The organism is Citrobacter sp. Cpo142 (assembly GCF_030332425.1).
In the GTDB taxonomy this organism is placed as follows: domain Bacteria; phylum Pseudomonadota; class Gammaproteobacteria; order Enterobacterales; family Enterobacteriaceae; genus Citrobacter; species Citrobacter portucalensis.
Genome location: NZ_JAOWHW010000124.1, coordinates 233,436 through 255,336 on the forward strand (window position 1 = coordinate 233,436; position 21,901 = coordinate 255,336).

Annotated in this window: 26 protein-coding genes; 10 read left to right on the forward strand and 16 right to left on the reverse strand. The window is 52.4% G+C overall.

The features are described from left to right. Positions 1-5: 5 nt before the first annotated feature. From glmM to rlmE, 4 genes are all read right to left on the reverse strand, one after another. The gene (gene glmM / locus OGY18_RS14505) at positions 6-1,343 is read right to left on the reverse strand and encodes a phosphoglucosamine mutase (protein ID WP_008785919.1); all 1,338 of its coding nucleotides are present in this window, start codon (positions 1,341-1,343) and stop codon (positions 6-8) included. Then, positions 1,336-2,184: a dihydropteroate synthase gene (gene folP / locus OGY18_RS14510; RefSeq protein ID WP_048225717.1), complete on the reverse strand. Its 849-nt coding sequence runs from the start codon at positions 2,182-2,184 to the stop codon at positions 1,336-1,338. The genes glmM and folP overlap by 8 nt, the downstream gene beginning before the upstream one ends. Before the next feature lie 98 nt (positions 2,185-2,282). Further along, positions 2,283-4,217, reverse strand: coding sequence for an ATP-dependent zinc metalloprotease FtsH (ftsH, locus tag OGY18_RS14515; protein WP_003025013.1), 1,935 nt, complete (start codon positions 4,215-4,217; stop codon positions 2,283-2,285). A 99-nt stretch (positions 4,218-4,316) separates the two neighbouring features. Then, positions 4,317-4,946: a 23S rRNA (uridine(2552)-2'-O)-methyltransferase RlmE gene (gene rlmE, locus OGY18_RS14520; RefSeq protein WP_003025015.1), complete on the reverse strand. Its 630-nt coding sequence runs from the start codon at positions 4,944-4,946 to the stop codon at positions 4,317-4,319. A 125-nt stretch (positions 4,947-5,071) separates the two neighbouring features. On the opposite strand from rlmE, the gene yhbY reads away from it, so the two are divergent. After that, entirely contained in the window at positions 5,072-5,365 is a 294-nt protein-coding gene (yhbY, locus tag OGY18_RS14525; RefSeq protein ID WP_003025016.1) for a ribosome assembly RNA-binding protein YhbY, read from the forward strand. A gap of 153 nt (positions 5,366-5,518) precedes the next feature. Here the strand turns inward: yhbY and greA are convergent, their stop codons facing one another. Then, positions 5,519-5,995, reverse strand: a complete 477-nt coding sequence (greA, locus tag OGY18_RS14530; protein WP_003025019.1) for a transcription elongation factor GreA — start codon at positions 5,993-5,995, stop codon at positions 5,519-5,521. Between the two features lie 248 nt (positions 5,996-6,243). On the opposite strand from greA, the gene dacB reads away from it, so the two are divergent. After that, entirely contained in the window at positions 6,244-7,677 is a 1,434-nt protein-coding gene (gene dacB, locus OGY18_RS14535) for a serine-type D-Ala-D-Ala carboxypeptidase (protein WP_032945109.1), read from the forward strand. Positions 7,678-7,782: 105 nt separating this feature from the next. Here the strand turns inward: dacB and cgtA are convergent, their stop codons facing one another. The 4 genes from cgtA to rplU form a co-directional block, all read right to left on the reverse strand. Further along, positions 7,783-8,955 carry an Obg family GTPase CgtA gene (gene cgtA / locus OGY18_RS14540; protein ID WP_003828732.1) on the reverse strand — a complete coding sequence of 391 codons (1,173 nt, stop codon included), beginning with the start codon at positions 8,953-8,955 and terminating at the stop codon, positions 7,783-7,785. Positions 8,956-8,970: 15 nt separating this feature from the next. Further along, positions 8,971-9,936, reverse strand: coding sequence for a DMT family transporter (locus OGY18_RS14545; protein WP_032945110.1), 966 nt, complete (start codon positions 9,934-9,936; stop codon positions 8,971-8,973). A gap of 125 nt (positions 9,937-10,061) precedes the next feature. Beyond that, positions 10,062-10,319: a 50S ribosomal protein L27 gene (rpmA, locus tag OGY18_RS14550; RefSeq protein WP_003025030.1), complete on the reverse strand. Its 258-nt coding sequence runs from the start codon at positions 10,317-10,319 to the stop codon at positions 10,062-10,064. 19 nt (positions 10,320-10,338) lie between these two features. Continuing rightward, entirely contained in the window at positions 10,339-10,650 is a 312-nt protein-coding gene (rplU, locus tag OGY18_RS14555; protein ID WP_003025032.1) for a 50S ribosomal protein L21, read from the reverse strand. Positions 10,651-10,908: 258 nt separating this feature from the next. On the opposite strand from rplU, the gene ispB reads away from it, so the two are divergent. Together ispB and sfsB are read left to right on the forward strand one after the other, a co-directional pair. After that, positions 10,909-11,880, forward strand: a complete 972-nt coding sequence (gene ispB, locus OGY18_RS14560) for an octaprenyl diphosphate synthase (protein ID WP_003025033.1) — start codon at positions 10,909-10,911, stop codon at positions 11,878-11,880. A 222-nt stretch (positions 11,881-12,102) separates the two neighbouring features. Continuing rightward, complete coding sequence (sfsB, locus tag OGY18_RS14565) at positions 12,103-12,387, forward strand: DNA-binding transcriptional regulator SfsB (protein WP_200921100.1); 285 nt, start codon at positions 12,103-12,105, stop codon at positions 12,385-12,387. 56 nt (positions 12,388-12,443) lie between these two features. On the opposite strand, the gene murA is transcribed toward sfsB, so the two are convergent. The 7 genes from murA to mlaF all read right to left on the reverse strand — a co-directional run bounded on the left by murA (position 12,444) and on the right by mlaF (position 17,298). Beyond that, positions 12,444-13,703 (reverse strand): UDP-N-acetylglucosamine 1-carboxyvinyltransferase, encoded by a 1,260-nt coding sequence (murA, locus tag OGY18_RS14570; protein WP_003828741.1) that lies wholly within the window; start codon positions 13,701-13,703, stop codon positions 12,444-12,446. A 53-nt stretch (positions 13,704-13,756) separates the two neighbouring features. Continuing rightward, positions 13,757-14,011 (reverse strand): BolA family iron metabolism protein IbaG, encoded by a 255-nt coding sequence (ibaG, locus tag OGY18_RS14575; protein ID WP_003025040.1) that lies wholly within the window; start codon positions 14,009-14,011, stop codon positions 13,757-13,759. A 169-nt stretch (positions 14,012-14,180) separates the two neighbouring features. After that, on the reverse strand, positions 14,181-14,474 hold the full coding sequence (gene mlaB, locus OGY18_RS14580) for a lipid asymmetry maintenance protein MlaB (RefSeq protein WP_003025045.1): 294 nt from the start codon (positions 14,472-14,474) through the stop codon (positions 14,181-14,183). Beyond that, a complete protein-coding gene (gene mlaC, locus OGY18_RS14585) occupies positions 14,474-15,109 on the reverse strand; it encodes a phospholipid-binding protein MlaC (RefSeq protein ID WP_003025047.1) in 636 nt (211 codons plus the stop codon). The genes mlaB and mlaC overlap by 1 nt, the downstream gene beginning before the upstream one ends. An 18-nt stretch (positions 15,110-15,127) precedes the next feature. Next, on the reverse strand, positions 15,128-15,691 hold the full coding sequence (gene mlaD / locus OGY18_RS14590; protein WP_286553453.1) for an outer membrane lipid asymmetry maintenance protein MlaD: 564 nt from the start codon (positions 15,689-15,691) through the stop codon (positions 15,128-15,130). 4 nt (positions 15,692-15,695) lie between these two features. Next, complete coding sequence (gene mlaE / locus OGY18_RS14595; protein WP_003025053.1) at positions 15,696-16,478, reverse strand: lipid asymmetry maintenance ABC transporter permease subunit MlaE; 783 nt, start codon at positions 16,476-16,478, stop codon at positions 15,696-15,698. A 7-nt stretch (positions 16,479-16,485) separates the two neighbouring features. Further along, entirely contained in the window at positions 16,486-17,298 is an 813-nt protein-coding gene (mlaF, locus tag OGY18_RS14600; RefSeq protein WP_003828749.1) for a phospholipid ABC transporter ATP-binding protein MlaF, read from the reverse strand. Positions 17,299-17,513: 215 nt separating this feature from the next. Between mlaF and OGY18_RS14605 the strand changes: the two genes are divergently transcribed. From OGY18_RS14605 to lptB, 6 genes are read left to right on the forward strand one after another with little or no spacing between them, the layout of a single operon-like run. Next, a complete protein-coding gene (locus tag OGY18_RS14605; RefSeq protein WP_003828751.1) occupies positions 17,514-18,491 on the forward strand; it encodes a calcium/sodium antiporter in 978 nt (325 codons plus the stop codon). A gap of 13 nt (positions 18,492-18,504) precedes the next feature. Continuing rightward, entirely contained in the window at positions 18,505-19,491 is a 987-nt protein-coding gene (gene kdsD / locus OGY18_RS14610) for an arabinose-5-phosphate isomerase KdsD (protein ID WP_148361423.1), read from the forward strand. A 20-nt stretch (positions 19,492-19,511) separates the two neighbouring features. Next, a complete protein-coding gene (gene kdsC, locus OGY18_RS14615) occupies positions 19,512-20,078 on the forward strand; it encodes a 3-deoxy-manno-octulosonate-8-phosphatase KdsC (RefSeq protein ID WP_148361422.1) in 567 nt (188 codons plus the stop codon). Next, the gene (gene lptC, locus OGY18_RS14620) at positions 20,075-20,650 is read left to right on the forward strand and encodes an LPS export ABC transporter periplasmic protein LptC (RefSeq protein ID WP_003828757.1); all 576 of its coding nucleotides are present in this window, start codon (positions 20,075-20,077) and stop codon (positions 20,648-20,650) included. Before kdsC ends, lptC begins: the two co-directional genes overlap by 4 nt. Then, positions 20,619-21,167 (forward strand): lipopolysaccharide ABC transporter substrate-binding protein LptA, encoded by a 549-nt coding sequence (lptA, locus tag OGY18_RS14625; RefSeq protein ID WP_003828759.1) that lies wholly within the window; start codon positions 20,619-20,621, stop codon positions 21,165-21,167. The genes lptC and lptA overlap by 32 nt, the downstream gene beginning before the upstream one ends. 6 nt (positions 21,168-21,173) lie before the next feature. Further along, entirely contained in the window at positions 21,174-21,899 is a 726-nt protein-coding gene (lptB, locus tag OGY18_RS14630; protein ID WP_003828761.1) for an LPS export ABC transporter ATP-binding protein, read from the forward strand. Positions 21,900-21,901 lie beyond the last annotated feature (2 nt).

Below are 21,901 nucleotides of genomic sequence, written 5' to 3' on the forward strand. Positions count from 1 at the left end.
CGGAATTACGCCGCTTTCACAGCATCGGCAATACGGTGGGCGAATTCAGTCACCTGCGCTTCGTCTTCACCTTCAACCATCACACGAATTAACGGTTCGGTACCAGACTTACGCAGCAGGACGCGTCCACGGTTACCCAGCGCCGCTTCCACTTCCGCCATCACCGCTTTCACGTTTTCATGTTCCAGCGGATCGCCGCTACCTGCTGTGTATCGTACGTTAACCAGCAGCTGTGGGAACATTTTCATGCCGCTGCACAGGTCGTGCAAGCTCATATGGTTGCGCACCATCGCCGCCAGCACCTGCAGGCCCGCCACGATGCCGTCACCAGTGGTGGTTTTGTCCAGCAGGATCACATGACCAGAGTTTTCGGCACCGATACGCCAGCCTTTTTCCTGCATTTTTTCCAGCACATAACGGTCGCCAACTTTTGCACGGGCAAACGGAATACCCAGCTGTTTCAGCGCCAGCTCGAGGCCCATGTTGCTCATCAGCGTACCTACCGCGCCACCGCGCAGCTGACCCTGACGCAGGGCTTCACGGGCGATGATGTACATGATCTGATCGCCATCGACCTTATTACCTTCGTGGTCAACCATAATGACGCGGTCGCCATCGCCATCCAGCGCAATACCCAGATCGGCTTTTTCCGCAATCACGCGCGCCTGCAGGGCACGGACGTCGGTGGCACCGACTTCTTCATTGATATTCACACCGTTTGGCTCACAGCCAATGGCAATCACGTTTGCACCCAGTTCACGCAGTACATTTGGCGCAATGTGGTACGTCGCACCGTTAGCGCAATCCACCACAATTTTAAGCTCATTCAGGCTCAATTCGTTCGGGAAGGTGCCTTTGCAAAACTCGATATAGCGACCGGCAGCATCAACGATACGTGTGGCTTTACCCAGTTCAGCGGAATCCACGCAGGTGATCGCTTTTTCCATCTCGGCTTCAATGGCTTCTTCCACTGCATCCGGCAGTTTAGTCCCGTCGGTAGAGAAGAATTTAATCCCGTTGTCATAGTACGGGTTGTGCGAAGCGGAGATAACAATCCCGGCCTCAGCACGGAAGGCGCGCGTCAGATACGCAACGGCGGGTGTTGGCATTGGCCCTGTGAATGAGGCTGAGAGTCCGGCGGCAGCCAGGCCCGCTTCCAGCGCAGACTCCAGCATATAGCCGGAAATACGCGTATCTTTACCGATAATAATTTTACGTGAACCATGACGAGCAAGCACTTTCCCTGCAGCCCAGCCCAGCTTGAGCACAAAGTCAGGAGTAATTGGGGCATCGCCTACGCGGCCGCGGATCCCATCAGTGCCAAAATATTTACGATTACTCATAGCGTTTTTTTTCCTTTGCAGACAATGTGGCTTCCACCACACGCATCGCTTCTACGGTTTCTTTGACGTCATGGACACGAACGATCTGCGCCCCCTGCATTGCGGCAATCACCGCGCACGCAAGGCTACCGCTCAGGCGTTCAGATGGCCCCACATTCAGTAACTGGCCAACCATTGATTTTCGTGACATCCCAACCAGCAATGGCAGATTAAAATGATGAAACTCAGACAAACGTGCCAGTAATGTGTAGTTGTGAGTGAGATTTTTACCGAATCCGAATCCGGGGTCGAGCAACAATTTATCTTTTGTGATTCCAGCCCGCTCGCAACGTGCTATTTGCTCAACAAAGTAACGGTTTACCTCAGCAAAAACATCCTCATACTTTGGCGCTTCCTGCATGGTTTTCGGCTGCCCCTGCATATGCATCAGGCAAACCGGCAATCCGGTCTCCGCTGCGGCTTCCAGCGCTCCAGGCTCCGAGAGTGAGCGAATATCATTGATGATATGCGCGCCAACTCTGGCGCATTCGCGAATCACTTCGGGTTTTGAGGTATCGACCGAAATCCACACTTCAAAACGCTGAGCAATCGCCTCGACCACTGGGATCACTCGCTGCAACTCTTCTTCCACACTCACATCAGCCGCGCCCGGACGCGTGGACTCACCGCCCACATCAATGATAGTCGCCCCGGCGTTAATCATCAGGTTTGCGTGTTTTACCGCCTCAACCAGAGAGTTGTGCGCTCCGCCATCGGAAAAAGAATCTGGCGTGACGTTCAAAATCCCCATGACGTGCGGATGGCTGAGATCCAGTGAAGAACCCTGAGCAAAGAGTTTCATAGTTTTATCCCTGGTAAAATCTTGAATATGCAGATAAGAAAAACCCCGGAGCAAGCCCCAGGGTTTTCAATTAAAACACGGTCATCATCAACGATAACTTATTTGTCGCCCAGTTGCTCTGACATAGTGCCAGAGTCCGGCGCACGCGGTTCATCAACCGGACGCGGTGCACTCGGCTTGCCGGTGCTGCCAGAGTTGTTATTAGAAGAACCCGGTTCTTCCCAACCCGCTGGCGGACGCACATCGCGGCGAGCCATCAGATCGTCAATCTGCGGCGCATCGATGGTCTCATATTTCATGAGCGCATCTTTCATCGAGTGCAGAATGTCCATGTTTTCGTTAAGCAAACGACGTGCACGGTCATAGTTACGCTCAATCAGCAGTTTAACTTCCTGATCGATAATGCGAGCGGTTTCATCGGACATGTGTTTAGCTTTCGCCACAGAACGTCCCAGGAACACTTCGCCTTCTTCTTCAGCGTACAGCAACGGACCGAGTTTATCGGAGAAGCCCCACTGAGTAACCATGTTACGCGCCAGGTTAGTCGCGACTTTAATGTCGTTCGACGCACCGGTAGAAACATGTTCAGCACCGTAGATGATCTCTTCCGCCAGACGGCCACCGTACAGTGTGGAGATCTGACTTTCCAGTTTCTGACGGCTGGCGCTGATTGCGTCGCCTTCAGGCAGGAAGAAGGTCACACCCAGTGCACGACCGCGCGGGATAATCGTTACTTTGTGCACCGGATCGTGTTCCGGTACCAGGCGACCGATAATCGCGTGGCCAGCTTCGTGATACGCGGTAGATTCTTTCTGCGCTTCCGTCATCACCATGGAGCGACGTTCCGCACCCATCATGATTTTGTCTTTCGCTTTTTCGAATTCAACCATCGACACTACGCGCTTGTTGCCACGAGCAGCAAACAGCGCCGCTTCGTTCACCAGGTTCGCGAGGTCAGCACCGGAGAAGCCAGGCGTACCACGTGCAATGATTGCCGCATCGATATCCGGAGACAGCGGTACGCGACGCATATGCACTTTCAGGATCTGTTCACGACCGCGAACGTCTGGCAGACCAACCACAACCTGACGGTCGAAACGGCCTGGACGCAGCAGCGCAGGGTCAAGAACGTCTGGACGGTTAGTTGCTGCGATAACGATAATACCTTCGTTACCTTCGAAGCCGTCCATCTCAACCAGCATCTGGTTCAGCGTCTGTTCACGTTCATCGTGACCACCGCCCAGACCTGCGCCACGCTGGCGACCTACGGCGTCGATTTCATCGATGAAGATGATGCACGGTGCCGCTTTCTTGGCTTGTTCGAACATGTCACGCACACGAGATGCACCGACACCCACGAACATTTCCACGAAATCAGAACCGGAAATTGTGAAGAATGGAACCTTCGCTTCACCTGCGATAGCTTTCGCCAGCAGGGTTTTACCCGTACCCGGAGGACCAACCATCAGGACGCCTTTCGGGATTTTACCGCCCAGTTTCTGGAAACGGCTCGGTTCGCGCAGATACTCAACCAGCTCAGCGACTTCTTCTTTTGCTTCGTCACAACCCGCAACGTCAGCAAAAGTCGTTTTGATCTGATCTTCCGTCAGCATGCGCGCTTTGCTCTTGCCGAACGACATGGCACCTTTGCCACCACCGCCCTGCATCTGACGCATGAAGAAGATCCAGACACCAATCAGCAGCAGCATTGGGAACCAGGAAATGAAGATAGAAGCCAGCAGGCTCGGCTCTTCAGGTGGTTCGCCAACAACCTTGACGTTTTTGGTCAGCAGGTTATCAAGCAGCTTCGGATCGTTAACCGGGATGTAGGTCGTGTAACGGTTACTATCTTTCTTGGTAACGTTAATCTCACGTCCGTTGATCTTCGCTTCACGAACCTGGTCCTGATTGACCTCTTGCAGGAAGGTAGAGTAATCAACCTTACGGCCATTAGACTCGCTGGGCCCAAAGCTCTGGAATACTGACATCAGCACAACGGCAATGACCAGCCAGAGAATTAGGTTTTTCGCCATGTCACTCAAGGGATTAACCTCATATTACAACTGTGTTAAAAACAGCGTCAGGATACTCTATATCCAGTTTCTTTCAAACTTTCGTTTGAAATCTGCCGGTTATGGTTTACGCCCGGTCGCTACAATATACACTTCACGCGAACGGGCGCGTGAAGAGTCCGGCTTACGAACTTTGACCTTCGTAAACAGGGAGCGAATCTCTCTTAGATACTCATCGAAGCCTTCGCCCTGGAACACCTTCACTACAAAACTACCACCTGGCGCTAATACATCACGAGCCATTCCAAGCGCCAGCTCTACCAGATACATGGCCCGGGGAATATCCACCGCCGGTGTTCCACACATATTTGGCGCCATATCAGACATGACAACTTGTACTTTACTGTCACCTACGCGTTCAAGTAACGCTTTCAGGACTAATTCATCACGAAAGTCGCCCTGAAGGAAGTCCACACCAACGATTGGATCCATAGGTAAAAGATCGCAAGCGATAATGCGGCCGGTGTTGCCGATCTGCGTAACTGCATATTGCGACCAGCCACCGGGTGCAGCACCGAGATCAACTATCGTCATCCCCGGTTTAAAAATTTTGTCACTTTGCTGTATTTCATCAAGTTTAAACCAGGCACGGGAACGTAACCCCTTTTTCTGTGCCTGTTGAACATATTTATCGCTAAAGTGTTCCTGAAGCCAGCGACTCGAGCTGGCAGAACGCTTTTTACCTGTCATTTCACATTCCCAAAGGGCAGTTCATCGTAACCAATGGTGTAAATTTCTACACAGCTATTTGGTGATATATGGGAGATGGCGGTAGAATGACCCGTTTTCAATCCCAACGTAAGCAAAAATATACGATGAATCTGAGTACTAAACAAAAACAGCACCTGAAAGGTCTGGCACATCCGCTCAAGCCTGTAGTTATGCTTGGCAATAATGGTTTGACCGAAGGGGTACTGGCCGAGATTGAACAAGCGTTAGAGCACCATGAACTTATCAAGGTGAAAATCGCCTCGGAAGATCGCGATACTAAAACCTTGATCGTGGAAGCTATCGTACGCGAAACCGGCGCCTGCAATGTACAGGTCATCGGCAAAACGCTGGTACTGTATCGCCCGACTAAAGAACGTAAAATCTCGCTGCCACGCTAAGAATATCCCAAAGTTGCACACGAAGTTTGTGTAAAACGCGGGGTTTTCCGCTAGCAGGAGAGCAAAATGCCACGCTCTCTTCGTTGATAAAAGGCCGCTATGCGGCCTTTTTCCTTTCTTTACAATGTATCAACATCTTAACCAAGATGCGAATTACAGGTATTCTACCTTCGTCACTTCATATTCCACTTCGCCGCCCGGCGTTTTGATAACCACGACGTCATCCTGCTCTTTACCGATAAGGCCACGAGCGATAGGCGAGTTCACTGAAATCAGGTTCTGTTTAAAATCGGCTTCATCATCGCCGACAATACGCCATGTCTGCTCTTCATCGTTATCGAGATTCAGAACGGTAACCGTCGCACCGAAAACAACGCGGCCATTGTTCGGCATTTTAGTAACGTCGATTACCTGCGCGTTGGACAGTTTAGCTTCGATATCTTTAATGCGTCCTTCGCAGAAACCCTGCTGTTCGCGCGCCGCGTGATACTCCGCGTTCTCTTTCAGGTCACCGTGCTCACGCGCTTCAGCGATAGCGGCAATAATTTCAGGACGGCGCACAGATTTCAGAAAATCCAGCTCTTCGCGCAGTTTTTCAGCACCACGTAAGGTCATCGGGATAGCTTGCATTTGTTATACCTCTTGAACATTCCTGTAGGGGGTAGTTGCTCTCACCCCGGCTGCTAAGCCCACCCTGGCGTGTGTCATGCCAGAGTCAGAAGCAAAAAAATACCGACCCGGGGCTCAAGGTCCCAGGTCAGCTACAATTCTCTATTTGATGATCATTTTACCCTGGAGTTCCTTATGGGTCATCGTTTACTTTTTGGGGCGTTGCGCCGTAGTATGACGGCCTGTTTCCAGGTTGTTAGCGCGAGATTATGCGATTTTCCAGATTTACCATCGGATTGACTGCCAGTATAGCGTTCAGCGTTCAGGCTGCGAACGTCGACGAGTATATCAATCAGCTCCCTGCCGGGGCCAACCTCGCCCTTATGGTACAGAAGGTTGGCGCACCTGCACCCGCTATTGATTTTCATAGCCAGCAGATGGCGCTGCCCGCCAGCACCCAGAAAGTAATCACCGCGCTGGCGGCATTGATTCAGCTCGGGCCTGACTTTCGTTTTACCACCACGCTTGAGACCAAAGGCAGCGTGGAAGGCGGCGTATTGAAAGGTGACTTAGTGGCACGATTTGGTGCCGATCCGACGCTAAAACGCCAGGATATTCGCAATATGGTGGCAACCCTGAAAAAATCAGGTGTGACGCAAATTGCCGGGAATGTCCTGATCGACACCTCTATTTTTGCCAGTCATGATAAAGCGCCCGGTTGGCCCTGGAACGATATGACGCAGTGTTTTAGCGCACCGCCCGCAGCGGCTATTGTCGATAGAAACTGTTTCTCGGTTTCACTCTACAGCGCGCAAAAACCCAACGATCTCGCCTTTATTCGCGTGGCATCTTATTACCCGGTCACCATGTTCAGTCAGGTGCGTACCCTCGCCCGAGGTTCTGCGGAAGCGCAATATTGTGAACTGGATGTGGTTCCCGGCGATCTCAACCGCTATACGCTGACCGGATGTCTGCCACAACGAGCCGATCCGCTGCCGCTGGCGTTCGCCATTCAGGACGGTGCCAGCTATGCCGGGGCAATTATCAAAGATGAGCTAAAACAAGCAGGTATCACCTACAGCGGTACGCTGCTGCGCCAGACGTTGGTCAACGAACCGGGAACGGTGGTCGCCAGTAAACAGTCTGCGCCGCTACATGACCTGCTTAAGATTATGCTGAAAAAATCGGACAACATGATTGCCGATACCGTTTTCCGTATGATTGGTCATGCCCGGTTTAACGTGCCGGGCACCTGGCGGGCGGGTTCTGATGCCGTGCGCCAGATTTTACGTCAGCAGGCAGGCGTTGATATCGGCAACACCATTATTGCCGACGGTTCTGGCCTCTCCCGCCATAACCTGATTGCCCCAGCGACCATGATGCAGGTGCTGCAATATATCGCTCAACACGATAACGAGCTGAACTTTATCACTATGCTGCCGCTGGCGGGCCACGACGGCTCCCTGCAATACCGTGCGGGTCTGCATCAGGCTGGTGTGGATGGCAAAGTATCGGCGAAGACAGGCTCGCTGCAGGGGGTTTATAACCTCGCAGGTTTCATCACCACGGCAAGTGGCCAACGCATGGCATTCGTGCAGTATTTATCTGGTTATGCGGTAGAGCCAGCTGACCAGCGTAATCGCCGTATTCCGTTGGTGCGCTTCGAGAGCCGGTTGTACAAGGATATTTATCAGAACAACTAAATGGGTAATTTGATTGTCGGATGGCGGCATTAACGTGCCTTATCCGGCCTACAGAGAGGCCTGGAAACAAAAACCCCGGCAACATGGCCGGGGTTTTTAATGCGATTAACGCTTGTAGATGAACTCAACGCCTTCTTCGTCGTCTTCGTCCCAATCGTCATCCCAGTCATCTTCCGCTTCGTCTTCGACTTCAGCGAGCTGCTGGCGGTGATAATCATCCCACATGAACTCAACTTTCTCTGGCTGTTTCGCTTCTTCAGCCTGAACAATCGGGTTCTCAATGATAAAGGTCATCACATCCCAGCAGAGATCTTTCACGCCCAGCTGGCTGGCGGCAGAGATCAGGTAATATTTACCTTCCCAACCCAACGCTTCTGCGATCGCTTTCGCTTTCTCTTCCGCTTCGGCCTTGTCCATCAAATCAATTTTGTTGAACACTAACCAACGCGGTTTAGATGCCAAATCCTGACTGTATTTTTCCAGTTCGCCAATAATGATGCGGGCGTTTTCAACTGGATCAGAGCCATCAATCGGATCGATATCGATGAGGTGAAGCAGTACACGGCAACGTTCCAGGTGTTTCAGGAAGCGGATACCCAGGCCTGCGCCTTCAGCCGCGCCTTCAATCAGTCCCGGAATGTCGGCAACCACGAAGCTCTTTTCGTTGTCCATACGAACCACGCCCAGGCTCGGCACCAGGGTGGTAAACGGATAATCAGCGACTTTCGGCTTCGCCGCGGACACCGCACGGATAAACGTCGATTTCCCGGCGTTTGGCATGCCCAGCATACCCACGTCCGCCAGCAGCATCAGCTCCAGCATCAGATCGCGCTTATCACCCGGCGTACCCATTGTTTTCTGACGCGGAGTACGGTTAACCGAGGATTTGAAACGGGTGTTGCCCAGACCGTGCCAGCCGCCTTTAGCGACCATCAGACGCTGACCGTGTTTGGTCATGTCGCCCATGGTTTCGCCAGTGCCCTGATCGATAACACGCGTACCAACAGGTACTTTAATCGTAACGTCTTTACCACGCTTGCCGGTGCAATCACGGCTCGCGCCATTCTGACCACGTTCCGCACGGAATGATTTTTCAAAACGGTAATCGATCAGCGTGTTCAGGTTTTCGTCGGCTTCCAGCCAAACGTCACCACCGTCACCACCATCACCACCGTCCGGACCGCCTTTTGGGATGTACTTTTCGCGGCGGAAGCTGACGCAACCATTACCGCCATCACCTGCAACGACCAGAATCGATGCTTCATCAACAAACTTCATTTTACTCTCCGTAAATCATTCGCCTGAGCGGGGTTGCGAAACCACCGTTTCATGCTTACGTAAACCGCCCCAAATTCGATGACCAATGGCGGAATACATCGCGCCCGCAACCACGATAAACGCACCGAGATAACCTAATAGGTTTAGCATCGGTCTGGCGAAGAAATCGGGCCAGGCCAGTGATAATAAATCTGAAAATAACAACGTAAACAGCGGCGTGAGCGTGATAAGAGCGCTCACCTGCGCCGCCTGCCAACGCGCCATCGCTTCCGCGAGAGCGCCATATCCTACCAGCGTATTCAGGCCGCAGAATACCAGGCATGCCAGCTGCCAGTCGCTGAGCTGCGTGATGACACCGGGCTTAGCCAGCGGCAACAACGCTATCGTACACAAAGTGTACAGTAAAAACAGGATCTGCGGTGATGCCAGGCGGCGCAATAACACCTTTTGCGCGACCCCATAGCTCACCCAGACCATCGCCGCACCGACACCAAAGATAACGCCCCAGGTGTAATCGGTGAGTCGGGTAAAAATCTCGATCAGACTGGTATTAAAAAACAGAACCAGGCCGCTCAGAAGCATAATGGCGCCAATAACCTGCGTGCCGCGCATCTTTTCTTTCAGGATAAAGACGCTGGCGATCATCATACCAACCGGTGACAGCTGGCCGATAACCTGCGAAGCCGTTGGGCTCAAATACTGCAAGGATGAACTAAACAGAATGAAGTTACCGAACAGCCCACCGGTTGCGATAGCCAGCAACACCAGCCAACGCGCTTTGCGAAAAATACGCAACGGAGGGAGCTTTTTTTTAACCGCAAGAATAGCGCCAAGACCAACGCTTGCCATTAAAAAACGGTAGAACACCACGGTAGGAGGCTCCATCACCTCCAGCACTTGCTTCATTGCTATTGGCAAAGCGCCCCAACATACTGCCGTTGTGAGTGCTAACAGAATACCAATGCCTGCCTGCTGCTTCATGCCGTATTCCCTGCAAGGGCTCGTTTCCGGGTTGTCGGCGCGACGAGCGTATTTACCGGCCGTCGAATGTAAAAAGCCCCGCAACGTGTTGCGGGGCTTTTATCCGTTACCGGGACGCGAAAAACTTATTCAGCAACGATGCTGATGAATTTACGGTTTTTCGGGCCTTTCACTTCAAATTTCACTTTACCGTCTGCTTTAGCAAACAGAGTGTGGTCTTTGCCGCAACCAACGTTGGAGCCAGCGTGGAATTTAGTACCACGTTGACGAACGATGATGCTACCAGCCAGAACTGTTTCACCGCCGAAGCGTTTTACGCCCAGACGTTTAGCTTCTGAATCGCGACCGTTACGAGTCGAGCCGCCAGCCTTTTTATGTGCCATTTAATCTGCTCCCCTTAACTTAAGCGCTGATGCCAGTGATTTTCACATCAGTGAACCACTGACGATGGCCCTGCTGCTTACGGTAGTGTTTACGACGACGAAACTTAACAATTTTAACTTTCTCGCCACGACCGTGAGCAACGACTTCAGCTTTGATAACGCCGCCATCAACGAAAGGAACGCCGATTTTGACTTCTTCACCGTTTGCGATCATCAGAACTTCTGCGAATTCAACAGATTCGCCAGTTGCGATGTCCAGCTTTTCCAGGCGAACGGTCTGACCTTCGCTTACTCGGTGTTGTTTACCACCACTTTGGAAAACCGCGTACATAAAAAACTCCGCTTCCGCGCACACCTTTTTGATGATTCAGAGTGCGCTATAAATATTCACAATAGGGCGCGAATATTACGCAAAACGCGAGCCTTTGACAAGTGCTACCGTCAATACATGAAGAAAAAAAACACAACACGTACGGTAACGTTTATCTACGGCGTTTTTTCAGTACAATCAGCATATATTTATAACCCTAAACCCGACGTTACCTTCCCACACAGTAAGGTAATCGGGGCGAGAAGCCCGGCTTTTGCGATGAATTTAGAAAAAATCAATGAGTTAACCGCGCAAGATATGGCGGGGGTCAATGCGACAATCCTTGAACAGCTCAATTCCGACGTTCAGCTGATCAATCAACTGGGGTACTACATCGTTAGCGGCGGCGGAAAACGCATTCGCCCAATGATCGCCGTCCTCGCCGCGCGGGCCGTTGGTTACCAGGAAAATGCGCACGTTACGATTGCGGCCCTCATCGAGTTTATCCACACAGCGACCCTGCTGCACGACGATGTTGTGGATGAGTCAGACATGCGCCGTGGGAAAGCCACAGCAAATGCGGCGTTTGGTAATGCGGCCAGCGTACTGGTTGGCGATTTTATCTATACCCGAGCATTTCAGATGATGACCAGCCTTGGCTCGTTGAAAGTGCTGGAAGTCATGTCGAAAGCAGTCAACGTCATTGCCGAAGGTGAAGTCTTGCAGTTGATGAACGTCAACGACCCGGACATCACCGAAGAAAACTATATGCGCGTCATCTACAGTAAGACCGCGCGTTTGTTTGAAGCGGCAGCCCAATGTTCAGGTATTCTGGCTGGCTGTAGCGAAGAACAAGAAAAAGGGTTGCAGGATTATGGCCGTTATCTCGGTACCGCTTTCCAGTTAATTGACGATTTGCTGGATTACAGCGCAGATGGCGAGCAGCTGGGTAAAAACGTCGGTGATGACCTCAACGAGGGTAAACCAACGCTGCCGCTGCTGCATGCCATGCGCCATGGTACCCCAGAACAAGCGCAAATGATCCGCCAGGCCATTGAGCAAGGTAATGGTCGTCACCTTCTGGAGCCGGTTCTGGAAGCAATGAACGCCTGCGGCTCCCTGGAGTGGACTCGCCAACGTGCAGAAGAAGAGGCTGATAAGGCTATCGCTGCGCTGCAGGTGCTGCCTGATACGCCGTGGAGAGAAGCGCTGATTGGTCTGGCACATATCGCCGTACAGCGCGACCGTTAATTCCCTACTGCATCCTCTCTCATCCCGTGCCCTGCACGGGATTTTCTTATAAGTTCTAGTAAATATTTCCTCCGCTCCAAAAAAAACACACACAGCCTTGGCATATTCTGAATATGCACACACTTTACATGAACATTTTAGAACATTCGTTCTTCGGGCGTTATAGTGTCGGCACAACCGATCGTGAAACCGTAAGCCGTTAACCAAAGGAGAGATGAATTTATGGAAAGCAAGCTGATTGACTGGCATCCGGCCGACATCATCGCCGGACTGCGCAAGAAAGGGACCTCAATGGCCGCTGAATCACGTAAAAATGGATTGAGTTCATCAACGCTGGCCAATGCGTTAACGAGACCATGGCCAAAAGGTGAGTTGATTATCGCCCGGGCACTGGGAACTGACCCTTGGGTGATTTGGCCGTCACGCTATCACGATGCCAAAACGCATGAGTTCATCGACAGAACGCGAATGATGAGGAGTCGCAAAGAGAAAAAGAATCCGGAATGAACATTTAGCTGTAACCCCCGGCCAACTGAACTGGGGGTTACAAGAGACGTTGACGATTACTCGCCTTTCACGCGCTCAATGTTTGCGCCCAGCGCACGCAGTTTATCTTCGATGCGCTCATAGCCGCGATCGATGTGATAAATACGATCGACTACCGTCGTACCTTCAGCAATACAACCTGCCAGCACCAGGCTTGCAGATGCGCGCAGATCGGTCGCCATAACCTGTGCGCCAGAGAGCGTTTCCACGCCGTGGCAAATCACGGTATTGCTTTCGATTTCTGCGTGAGCGCCCATACGGCTCAGCTCAGGCACGTGCATAAAGCGGTTCTCAAACACGGTCTCCGTGATGAAGCCGGTTCCTTCAGCTACCAGGTTCAGCAGCGTGAACTGGGCCTGCATATCAGTTGGGAATGCCGGATGCGGTGCAGTACGCACATTGACCGCTTTCGGACGTTTACCGTGCATATCGAGGCTTATCCAGTCGTCGCCAACTTCAATATCCGCACCCGCATCACGCAGCTTCGCCAGAACGGCATCCAGCGTGTCCGGCTGTGCATTACGGCAGATAATTTTGCCGCGAGAAATTGCCGCCGCCACCAGGAAGGTACCGGTTTCGATACGATCTGGCAGAACGCGATAAACACCACCGCCGAGACGCTCAACGCCTTCGATGGTAATACGGTCGGTGCCCTGACCCGTGATCTTCGCGCCCAGCGCAATCAGGAAGTTCGCGGTATCCACAATCTCCGGCTCGCGCGCGGCGTTTTCGATGACGGTGGTGCCTTCGGCAAGCGTTGCTGCGCACATAATGGTGACCGTCGCACCGACGCTCACTTTGTCCATGACGATATGCGCGCCTTTCAGACGACCATCAACGGACGCCTTCACATAGCCTTCTTCCAGCTTGATAGTCGCGCCTAACTGCTCCAGACCGGTAATGTGCAGGTCAACCGGACGCGCGCCGATGGTGCAGCCGCCCGGCAGTGAAACCTGGCCCTGACCAAAGCGGGCAACCAGCGGCCCGAGCGCCCAAATGGATGCACGCATGGTTTTCACCAGATCGTATGGCGCACAGAAGACGTTCACATCACGCGCATCAATGTGCACGGAACCATTACGCTCAACTTTCGCACCCAGCTGGCTCAGCAGCTTCATCGAGGTGTCAACGTCCTTCAGTTTCGGGACGTTTTGGATCTCTACAGGTTCTTCAGCCAGCAGCGCCGCAAACAGGATCGGCAGTGCGGCATTTTTAGCGCCTGAAATTGTGACTTCGCCCTGGAGCTTGGTTGGCCCCTGAACACGAAATTTATCCATTATTCTGTTCTCTGTTAAGAATTTATCTTCGCTACCGGCACATCACCCGTAGCTCAAAAACCGTTAAGTTTGCGATCGCGCGCCCATTCCGCTGGGGTAAACGCCTTAATCGACACGGCATGAATGCGGTTGTCCGCAATGTACTCCATCAACGGGCCATAGACCGATTGCTGCTTCTTGACCCGGCTCATGCCTTCAAACATCTCACCCACGGCAATAACCTGAAAGTGACTGCCGTCGCCAGAAACGTGGACTTCCTGGAGGGAGAGTGCATTCATCAGCACGCTCTGAATTTCATTATTTTCCATGGGCTCTTCATTCGTCAGATAGTGAAAACAGCCCAACATCTTAGAGCAAAGTGGCGCTGTCATAAATAAGCAAAAAGCCTCGCTGATAAATCAGACAAGGCTTTAGTAGCAGCTCCCCCTCAGGGGTTTTGCCGGATAGTGGCACAAGACCTTATCCGGCCTGGAAAAATTAACGCGGAAGGACGTCGTCAGGCAAATTGTAAAGCTGCGCCAGCGTGTACACTTTATCGTTCACGCCAGTGAGCGAAACGCTGTTTCCCTGCTGCTTGCCCTGATTAATCAGATGCAACAGTAACGCCAGACCGCCGGTATCTACCCGGGATACCTGGTTCAGATCGATGCAAGATACCCCTTTCATCGCCTCAATTCGCGCATCCCATAAGGGATTTAACACGTCCTGATCCAGCTCTCCCACCAGCACCAGCTTGTCGCCTTCACGCGTCCAGGTGAGTGACTGCGTCATTATTTTTTCTCTTCCAGCGTGATTTTCTGCTGAGAAATAGATTTCAGCTGCGCCGTCAGACCATCAATACCTTTGGTACGCAGCAGGTCGCTCCACTCATTCTGTTTGGTGGTGATCATACTTACGCCTTCGGCGATCATGTCATACGCCTGCCAGTTACCGGTCTGGGAGTTTTTACGCCACTGGAAATCCAGACGTACCGGAGGACGACCGTTTGGATCGATGATGGTTACGCGGATAGGTACGATAGTCGCATCACCCAGCGGTTGTTCAGGGGCAATCTGATAGGTCTGGCCGTGGTACATCGCCAGTGCCTGGCCGTAAGCCTGCTTCAGATATTCACGGAATGCGGCAAAATAGGCTTCACGTTGGGCAGGAGTCGCATCTTTGTAGTAACGGCCCAGCACCAGCGCACCGGCATACTTAACCTGCACATAAGGCAGCAGTTCCTGATCGACGACCTGACGCAGGTAATCGGGGTTGGAACGGATTTTTGGTTGCTCGTTTTTCAGACGGTCAAAGGTCTTCTGCGCCGCCTCATCCATCAGTTTGTACGGGTTAGTCTGGTCTGCTGCGGTTGCCGCGCTAAGTGGAGCAATCACCAGCATAGCCACCATCATCAATCGTTTAAACATACGTCGATTCTCCTGAGATTATTTCGTTGCGCCCGCAGGCGTAGTGGCTTCATTATTGCCGTCAGTTGCGGCTGGCGCATCGCCAGAATTCTTATTGTCATCACCTTTACTGTTGCTGTTGCTGTTGTAAAGGAACTGACCAATCATATCTTCCAGCACCATCGCGGATTTCGTGTCCTGAATCGTACCGCCATCTTTGAGGATAGACGTTCCCAGCTCAGGATCTTCAAAACCCACGTTCAATGCCAGATACTGTTCGCCCAGCAGACCGGAAGTACGGATGCTCAGAGAACTGGTGTCAGGAATATGGTTAAAACGCGATTCGATTTCCAGCGTCACGCGCGGCAGGTACGTTTTCGGATCTAACGAGATGTCCGATACGCGTCCAACTACCACCCCGCCAATCCGCACCGGAGAACGCTCTCTCAGGCCGCCGATATTATCAAAGGTCGCATAAATCGTGTAAGTCGGCTCAGTACGCATTGAGGTGACGTTCGCTGCCTTCAGGCACACAAACAGCGCTGCCAGCAGCGCAACCAGCAAGAATAACCCGACCCAAATTTCATTTTTTTTCGTTTGCATGAACTCAATTCCCAAACATCAGTGCGGTCAGCACAAAATCCAGCCCCAGAACGGCAAGAGAGGCGTGCACAACGGTGCGTGTCGTTGCCCGGCTAATCCCGGCAGAGGTCGGGATCGCATCATAACCATTGAACAATGCAATCCATGTGACCGTAATGGCGAACACCACGCTCTTAATCAGACAGTTGACCAGGTCCAGACGCCAGTCGACGGCATTTTGCATAGCCGACCAGAAAAAGCCCGCATCAATACCCTTCCAGCTTACGCCAACCAGTGAACCACCCCAGATCCCGACTGCGACAAAAATAATCGTCAGCAGCGGCAATGAAATAACACCGGCCCAAAAACGTGGGGAAATCACCCGGCGCAGTGGATCGACGGCCATCATTTCCAGACTGGAAAGCTGTTCGGTCGCCCGCATCAGGCCAATTTCTGCGGTTAAGGCCGACCCGGCCCGCCCGGCAAACAGCAGCGCCGCAACAACCGGTCCCAGCTCACGTAACAATGACAGTGCCACCAGCATACCGAGGCTGGTTTCCGCGCTGTAAGTCGTCAGCACCAGGTATCCCTGCAACCCCAGCACCATACCGATGAACACGCCAGAAACAATAATGATCAGCATCGATAAGACACCGACATTATAGAGCTGGCGTATCAGCAGCGGCGCATGTTTGCGAAACTCCGGCTTGCCGACAACCGCATTGAACAACATTAATCCGGCTCGCCCGAACGTCCTGAGGGTTTTTATTCCCCGATGTCCGAGTGATGCCAGCGCATTTAACAACATGGGTGGCTTAACTCCCTGTTTTGAGTAAATCGATGTGGTAGTCGCCCGCCGGGTAACGGAACGGAACCGGTCCATCGGCAATGCCGTCAAGGAACTGGCGTACGCGCGGATCGGCATTTTCTTGTAGCGCCTGAGCACTACCGTAGGCCACTATTTTTTTGTCCGCCATTATATAGGCGTAATCCGCAATACTCAGTACCTCAGGCACATCATGGGATACCACCACACAGGTGACGCCCAGCGCGCTGTTCAGTTCTGAAATCAGCTTCACCAGAACGCCCATGGTGATGGGATCCTGGCCGACGAACGGCTCATCAAACATGATGAGGTCTGGCTCCAGCGCGATAGCACGTGCTAACGCGGCGCGACGCGCCATCCCACCGGATAATTCAGAAGGCATTAATTTGGCCGCACCCCGCAGGCCGACGGCCTCGAGCTTCATCATCACCGTGCTCTTCAGCAACGGCGCTGGCAACGTCGTATGCTCGCGCAGAGGGTACGCGACGTTGTCAAAAACATTCATGTCGGTAAATAGCGCACCAGACTGAAACAGCATACTCATGCGCTTACGCACGGTAAATAAACGCGAACGGGACATGGCCGGGACGTTCTCACCGTCAAACAGGATCTCGCCCTTATCCGGGGGGATCTGTCCGCCAATCAGACGCAACAGCGTCGTTTTGCCGATGCCTGATGGCCCCATGATCGCCGTCACCTTACCGCGCGGTACCGTCAGGGAAATATTATCAAAGATGCAGCGGTCACCCCGGGAAAAGCTGACATCGCGCATATCGACTAGATTCGCCACAGACTGCCCCATTGATTCATCCTTTACTATTGCCTCGTTGATCGAAGAGTTTGGCGCTCAATTTAGCCCTGAACCCAACATATTTACAGATTATTGCCTGTCCTGGTTAGCGAAAGCTGGCATTTGTTTTACTTTTTAGCCGCATAAAGTCAAAATTAAGACTTCGTTACGGCTTCCAGAAGATCCTTCAAGTGGACCGGCGAGTATACCTGAAGAAAGGACTTTAGATGCTTTTAGCGACGGCGCTGTTAATAATTGGTTTACTTCTGGTGGTCTACGGTGCCGACCGTCTGGTATTTGCCGCATCCATTTTATGTCGAAATTTCGGTATTCCTCCCATTATCATCGGAATGACCGTGGTCAGCATGGGTACGTCGTTACCCGAGATAATTGTCTCCGTTGCCGCATCGATGAATGGGCAACTCGATCTGGCTGTCGGGACCGCCATAGGTTCTAACATCACCAACATTCTGCTTATTTTAGGCCTGTCGGCGCTGATTCATCCTTTTACCGTGCATTCTGATGTTCTGCGTCGTGAATTACCGCTAATGTTGCTGGTAAGTATTTTAGCTGCATCTGTCCTGTATGACGGGCAGTTGAGCCGCAGCGACGGTTTCTTTCTTCTGCTTCTGGCCGTGCTATGGCTGCTATTCATTGTTAAAATCGCCCGTCTGGCCGAGCGACAAGGCAATGACAGCCTGACACGTGAGCAGATAGCTGAGCTGCCGCGCGAAGGCGGATTACCTGTCGCATTTTTGTGGTTGGGCATTGCGCTGATTATCATGCCAATGGCAACACGTATGGTGGTGGATAACGCTACCGTACTGGCGAACTATTTCGCCATGAGCGAACTTACCATCGGGCTGACGGTGGTCGCCATTGGTACCAGTCTGCCGGAGCTGGCAACGGCGATTGCGGGTCTGCGTAAAGGTGAAAACGATATTGCCGTCGGTAACATTATCGGCGCGAACATTTTTAATATTGTTATCGTCCTCGGGCTACCGGCGCTGATTACGCCGGGTGAAGTCAATCCGATGGCCTTCACCCGCGACTATAGCGTCATGCTGCTGGTGAGCGTAATTTTTGCACTACTCTGCTGGCGACGTCCGCGCCAGATTGGTCGCGGCGCAGGTGCGCTGCTGACCGGCGGTTTTATCATATGGCTGGCGATGCTGTATTGGTTATCGCCACTTCTCGTTGGATAACTGGAAACGCATTATGTCGCACTTAGAGTTGCAACCGGGTTTTGACTTTCAGAAAGCAGGCAAGGAAGTCCTGGCAATTGAACGTGAAGGCCTGGCGGAGCTTGATCAGTACATCAACCAAAATTTTACCCTCGCATGCGAGAAAATATTCAGCTGCCCGGGCAAAGTGGTGGTGATGGGAATGGGGAAATCCGGCCATATCGGGCGGAAAATGGCAGCCACATTTGCCAGCACCGGCACCCCCTCATTTTTTGTACACCCAGGCGAAGCCGCACATGGCGATTTGGGTATGGTCTCACCGCAGGATGTGGTCATCGCCATCTCTAACTCCGGTGAATCCAATGAGATAGCGGCGCTGATCCCGGTATTAAAACGTCTTCATGTACCACTTATCTGCATGACCGGTCGTCCGGAAAGCAGTATGGCGCGTGCGGCAGATGTGCATCTGTGTGTTAAAGTGCCCAAGGAAGCCTGTCCGTTAGGCCTGGCACCGACCAGCAGCACGACAGCAACACTGGTGATGGGCGATGCCCTTGCGGTGGCATTATTAAAAGCGCGCGGCTTTACCGCGGAAGATTTTGCGTTGTCTCATCCCGGTGGCGCACTCGGCCGTAAGCTTTTACTGCGCGTTAACGATATTATGCATACGGGCGACGAGATCCCGCATGTGACTAAAAACGCCAGCCTGCGTGACGCCTTAATTGAGATCACACGTAAAAATCTCGGTATGACCGTCATTTGCGATGATGCCATGAAGATTGACGGTATTTTCACCGATGGCGATTTACGTCGTGTCTTCGATATGGGCGTTGATGTACGCCAGTTAGGCATTGCTGATGTGATGACCCCTGGAGGCATTCGCGTGCGTCCGGGTATTCTTGCCGTCGATGCCCTGAACTTAATGCAGTCCCGCCATATCACCTCGGTAATGGTTGCTGATGGCGACCAGTTACTCGGTGTGTTACATATGCATGATCTGCTGCGTGCAGGTGTAGTGTAAGAAACTCAAGGATAACGAAAATGAGTAAAGCAGGTGCGTCGCTTGCGACCTGTTATGGACCCGTCAGCACAGACGTTATCACCCGGGCAGAAAACATCCGTTTGCTGATCCTGGATGTGGATGGCGTACTGTCTGATGGTCTGATTTATATGGGCAACAACGGTGAAGAGCTGAAGGCTTTTAACGTCCGTGATGGTTACGGAATTCGCTGTGCGCTCACTTCCGGTATTGAGGTTGCCATTATTACCGGACGAAAGGCTAAACTTGTAGAAGATCGCTGTGCCACTTTGGGGATCACCCACCTGTATCAGGGGCAGTCAGACAAACTGGTTGCCTTTGGCGATCTCCTTAGCAAACTGGCGATCGCGCCGGAGAATGTCGCCTACGTTGGCGATGATCTGATCGACTGGCCGGTGATGGCTAAAGTGGGATTAAGCGTCGCGGTGGCAGATGCCCACCCTTTGCTGATCCCGCGGGCCGATTATGTCACCCGTATTAATGGGGGACGTGGCGCTGTGCGTGAAGTCTGCGATTTATTACTCCTGGCGCAGGGCAAACTGGACGAGGCCAAAGGGCAATCGATATGAGCAAAACCAGACGTTGGGTTATCATTCTACTGTCGCTGGCTGTCCTTGTGATGATTGGTATTAATCTGGCAGACAAAGATGACACCGCTCAGGTCGTCGTCAATAACAACGAGCCAACCTATAAGAGCGAACATACTGATACCGTCGTGTATAGTCCGGAAGGCGCGCTGAGCTATCACTTGATCGCACAACACGTTGAATATTATTCGGAACAAGCGGTTTCGTGGTTTACTCAACCGGTATTAACCACGTTTGATAAGGATAAAGTACCGACCTGGACGATCAAGGCCGATAAAGCCAAATTGACCAACGATCGGATGCTGTATCTGTACGGCCATGTTGAGGTTAACGCCCTGGTGCCTGACTCTCAACTACGCAGAATTACGACCGATAACGCGCAGATTAACCTGGTGACACAAGACGTCACTTCCGATGATCTGGTGACGTTGTATGGCACAACATTTAACTCCAGCGGACTGAAGATGCGCGGCAACTTACGCAGCAAGAACGCCGAGCTGATTGAAAAGGTTAGAACCTCATATGAAATCCAAAACAAACAAACTCAGCCTTAATCTTGTACTTGCCAGCTCACTTCTGGCCGCCAGCATTCCGGCATTTGCCGTCACCGGCGATACCGAGCAGCCGATTCACATTGAATCGGACCAGCAGTCCCTGGATATGCAGGGCAACGTGGTGACGTTTACTGGCAACGTGATTGTGACTCAGGGCACCATCAAAATTAACGCCGATAAAGTCGTCGTGACCCGTCCTGGCGGTGAAGACGGCAAAGAAGTGATTGATGGCTATGGCAATCCAGCGACGTTTTACCAGATGCAGGACAACGGTAAACCGGTTAAAGGCCACGCCTCTCAGATGCACTATGAACTGGCGAAAGACTTTGTCGTTCTCACCGGCAAGGCGTATCTGGAACAGCTCGATAGCAACATCACGGGCGATAAGATCACTTATCTGGTAAAAGAGCAGAAAATGCAGGCCTTCAGCGATAAAGGCAAACGCGTCACCACCGTTCTGGTTCCGTCGCAGTTGCAGGACAAAAACAAGGCTCCGGCAGAGAAAAAAGGTAACTGATTCGTTATGGCAACATTAACTGCAAAGAACCTTGCAAAAGCCTATAAAGGCCGTCGTGTGGTTGAAGATGTCAGTCTGACCGTCAACTCCGGGGAGATCGTCGGTCTGCTCGGTCCTAACGGTGCAGGCAAGACAACAACCTTTTACATGGTAGTCGGCATTGTCCCGCGCGATGCGGGTAACATTATCATTGATGACGAAGACATCAGTCTGCTGCCTCTGCATGCGCGCGCGCGTCGCGGCATCGGCTACTTACCGCAGGAAGCATCGATTTTCCGTCGCCTGAGCGTGTTTGATAACCTGATGGCGGTGCTGCAAATTCGTGACGATCTGACCAGCGAGCAGCGCGAAGATCGCGCCAACGAGCTGATGGAAGAATTCCACATCGAGCACCTGCGCGACAGCTTAGGTCAGTCGCTCTCCGGTGGTGAACGACGCCGCGTGGAGATCGCTCGCGCACTGGCCGCCAATCCGAAATTTATCCTGCTGGATGAACCGTTTGCCGGTGTTGACCCGATTTCTGTTATTGATATTAAACGGATCATCGAACACCTGCGCGACAGCGGCCTTGGCGTGCTGATTACCGACCACAACGTCCGCGAAACGCTGGCAGTGTGTGAGCGCGCCTATATCGTAAGTCAGGGGCACCTGATCGCGCACGGCACGCCAACAGAAATACTGCAGGATGAGCACGTTAAGCGCGTATACCTTGGGGAAGACTTCAGACTCTGATA

Bases quoted from the DNA above. Each gene is read 5' to 3' on its own strand.
- glmM (WP_008785919.1), bottom strand. From the start codon at position 1,343: ATGAGTAATCGTAAATATTTTGGCACTGATGGGATCCGCGGCCGCGTA.
- folP (WP_048225717.1), bottom strand. From the start codon at position 2,184: ATGAAACTCTTTGCTCAGGGTTCTTCACTGGATCTCAGCCATCCGCAC.
- ftsH (WP_003025013.1), bottom strand. From the start codon at position 4,217: ATGGCGAAAAACCTAATTCTCTGGCTGGTCATTGCCGTTGTGCTGATG.
- rlmE (WP_003025015.1), bottom strand. From the start codon at position 4,946: ATGACAGGTAAAAAGCGTTCTGCCAGCTCGAGTCGCTGGCTTCAGGAA.
- yhbY (WP_003025016.1), top strand. From the start codon at position 5,072: ATGAATCTGAGTACTAAACAAAAACAGCACCTGAAAGGTCTGGCACAT.
- greA (WP_003025019.1), bottom strand. From the start codon at position 5,995: ATGCAAGCTATCCCGATGACCTTACGTGGTGCTGAAAAACTGCGCGAA.
- dacB (WP_032945109.1), top strand. From the start codon at position 6,244: ATGCGATTTTCCAGATTTACCATCGGATTGACTGCCAGTATAGCGTTC.
- cgtA (WP_003828732.1), bottom strand. From the start codon at position 8,955: ATGAAGTTTGTTGATGAAGCATCGATTCTGGTCGTTGCAGGTGATGGC.
- OGY18_RS14545 (WP_032945110.1), bottom strand. From the start codon at position 9,936: ATGAAGCAGCAGGCAGGCATTGGTATTCTGTTAGCACTCACAACGGCA.
- rpmA (WP_003025030.1), bottom strand. From the start codon at position 10,319: ATGGCACATAAAAAGGCTGGCGGCTCGACTCGTAACGGTCGCGATTCA.
- rplU (WP_003025032.1), bottom strand. From the start codon at position 10,650: ATGTACGCGGTTTTCCAAAGTGGTGGTAAACAACACCGAGTAAGCGAA.
- ispB (WP_003025033.1), top strand. From the start codon at position 10,909: ATGAATTTAGAAAAAATCAATGAGTTAACCGCGCAAGATATGGCGGGG.
- sfsB (WP_200921100.1), top strand. From the start codon at position 12,103: ATGGAAAGCAAGCTGATTGACTGGCATCCGGCCGACATCATCGCCGGA.
- murA (WP_003828741.1), bottom strand. From the start codon at position 13,703: ATGGATAAATTTCGTGTTCAGGGGCCAACCAAGCTCCAGGGCGAAGTC.
- ibaG (WP_003025040.1), bottom strand. From the start codon at position 14,011: ATGGAAAATAATGAAATTCAGAGCGTGCTGATGAATGCACTCTCCCTC.
- mlaB (WP_003025045.1), bottom strand. From the start codon at position 14,474: ATGACGCAGTCACTCACCTGGACGCGTGAAGGCGACAAGCTGGTGCTG.
- mlaC (WP_003025047.1), bottom strand. From the start codon at position 15,109: ATGTTTAAACGATTGATGATGGTGGCTATGCTGGTGATTGCTCCACTT.
- mlaD (WP_286553453.1), bottom strand. From the start codon at position 15,691: ATGCAAACGAAAAAAAATGAAATTTGGGTCGGGTTATTCTTGCTGGTT.
- mlaE (WP_003025053.1), bottom strand. From the start codon at position 16,478: ATGTTGTTAAATGCGCTGGCATCACTCGGACATCGGGGAATAAAAACC.
- mlaF (WP_003828749.1), bottom strand. From the start codon at position 17,298: ATGGGGCAGTCTGTGGCGAATCTAGTCGATATGCGCGATGTCAGCTTT.
- OGY18_RS14605 (WP_003828751.1), top strand. From the start codon at position 17,514: ATGCTTTTAGCGACGGCGCTGTTAATAATTGGTTTACTTCTGGTGGTC.
- kdsD (WP_148361423.1), top strand. From the start codon at position 18,505: ATGTCGCACTTAGAGTTGCAACCGGGTTTTGACTTTCAGAAAGCAGGC.
- kdsC (WP_148361422.1), top strand. From the start codon at position 19,512: ATGAGTAAAGCAGGTGCGTCGCTTGCGACCTGTTATGGACCCGTCAGC.
- lptC (WP_003828757.1), top strand. From the start codon at position 20,075: ATGAGCAAAACCAGACGTTGGGTTATCATTCTACTGTCGCTGGCTGTC.
- lptA (WP_003828759.1), top strand. From the start codon at position 20,619: ATGAAATCCAAAACAAACAAACTCAGCCTTAATCTTGTACTTGCCAGC.
- lptB (WP_003828761.1), top strand. From the start codon at position 21,174: ATGGCAACATTAACTGCAAAGAACCTTGCAAAAGCCTATAAAGGCCGT.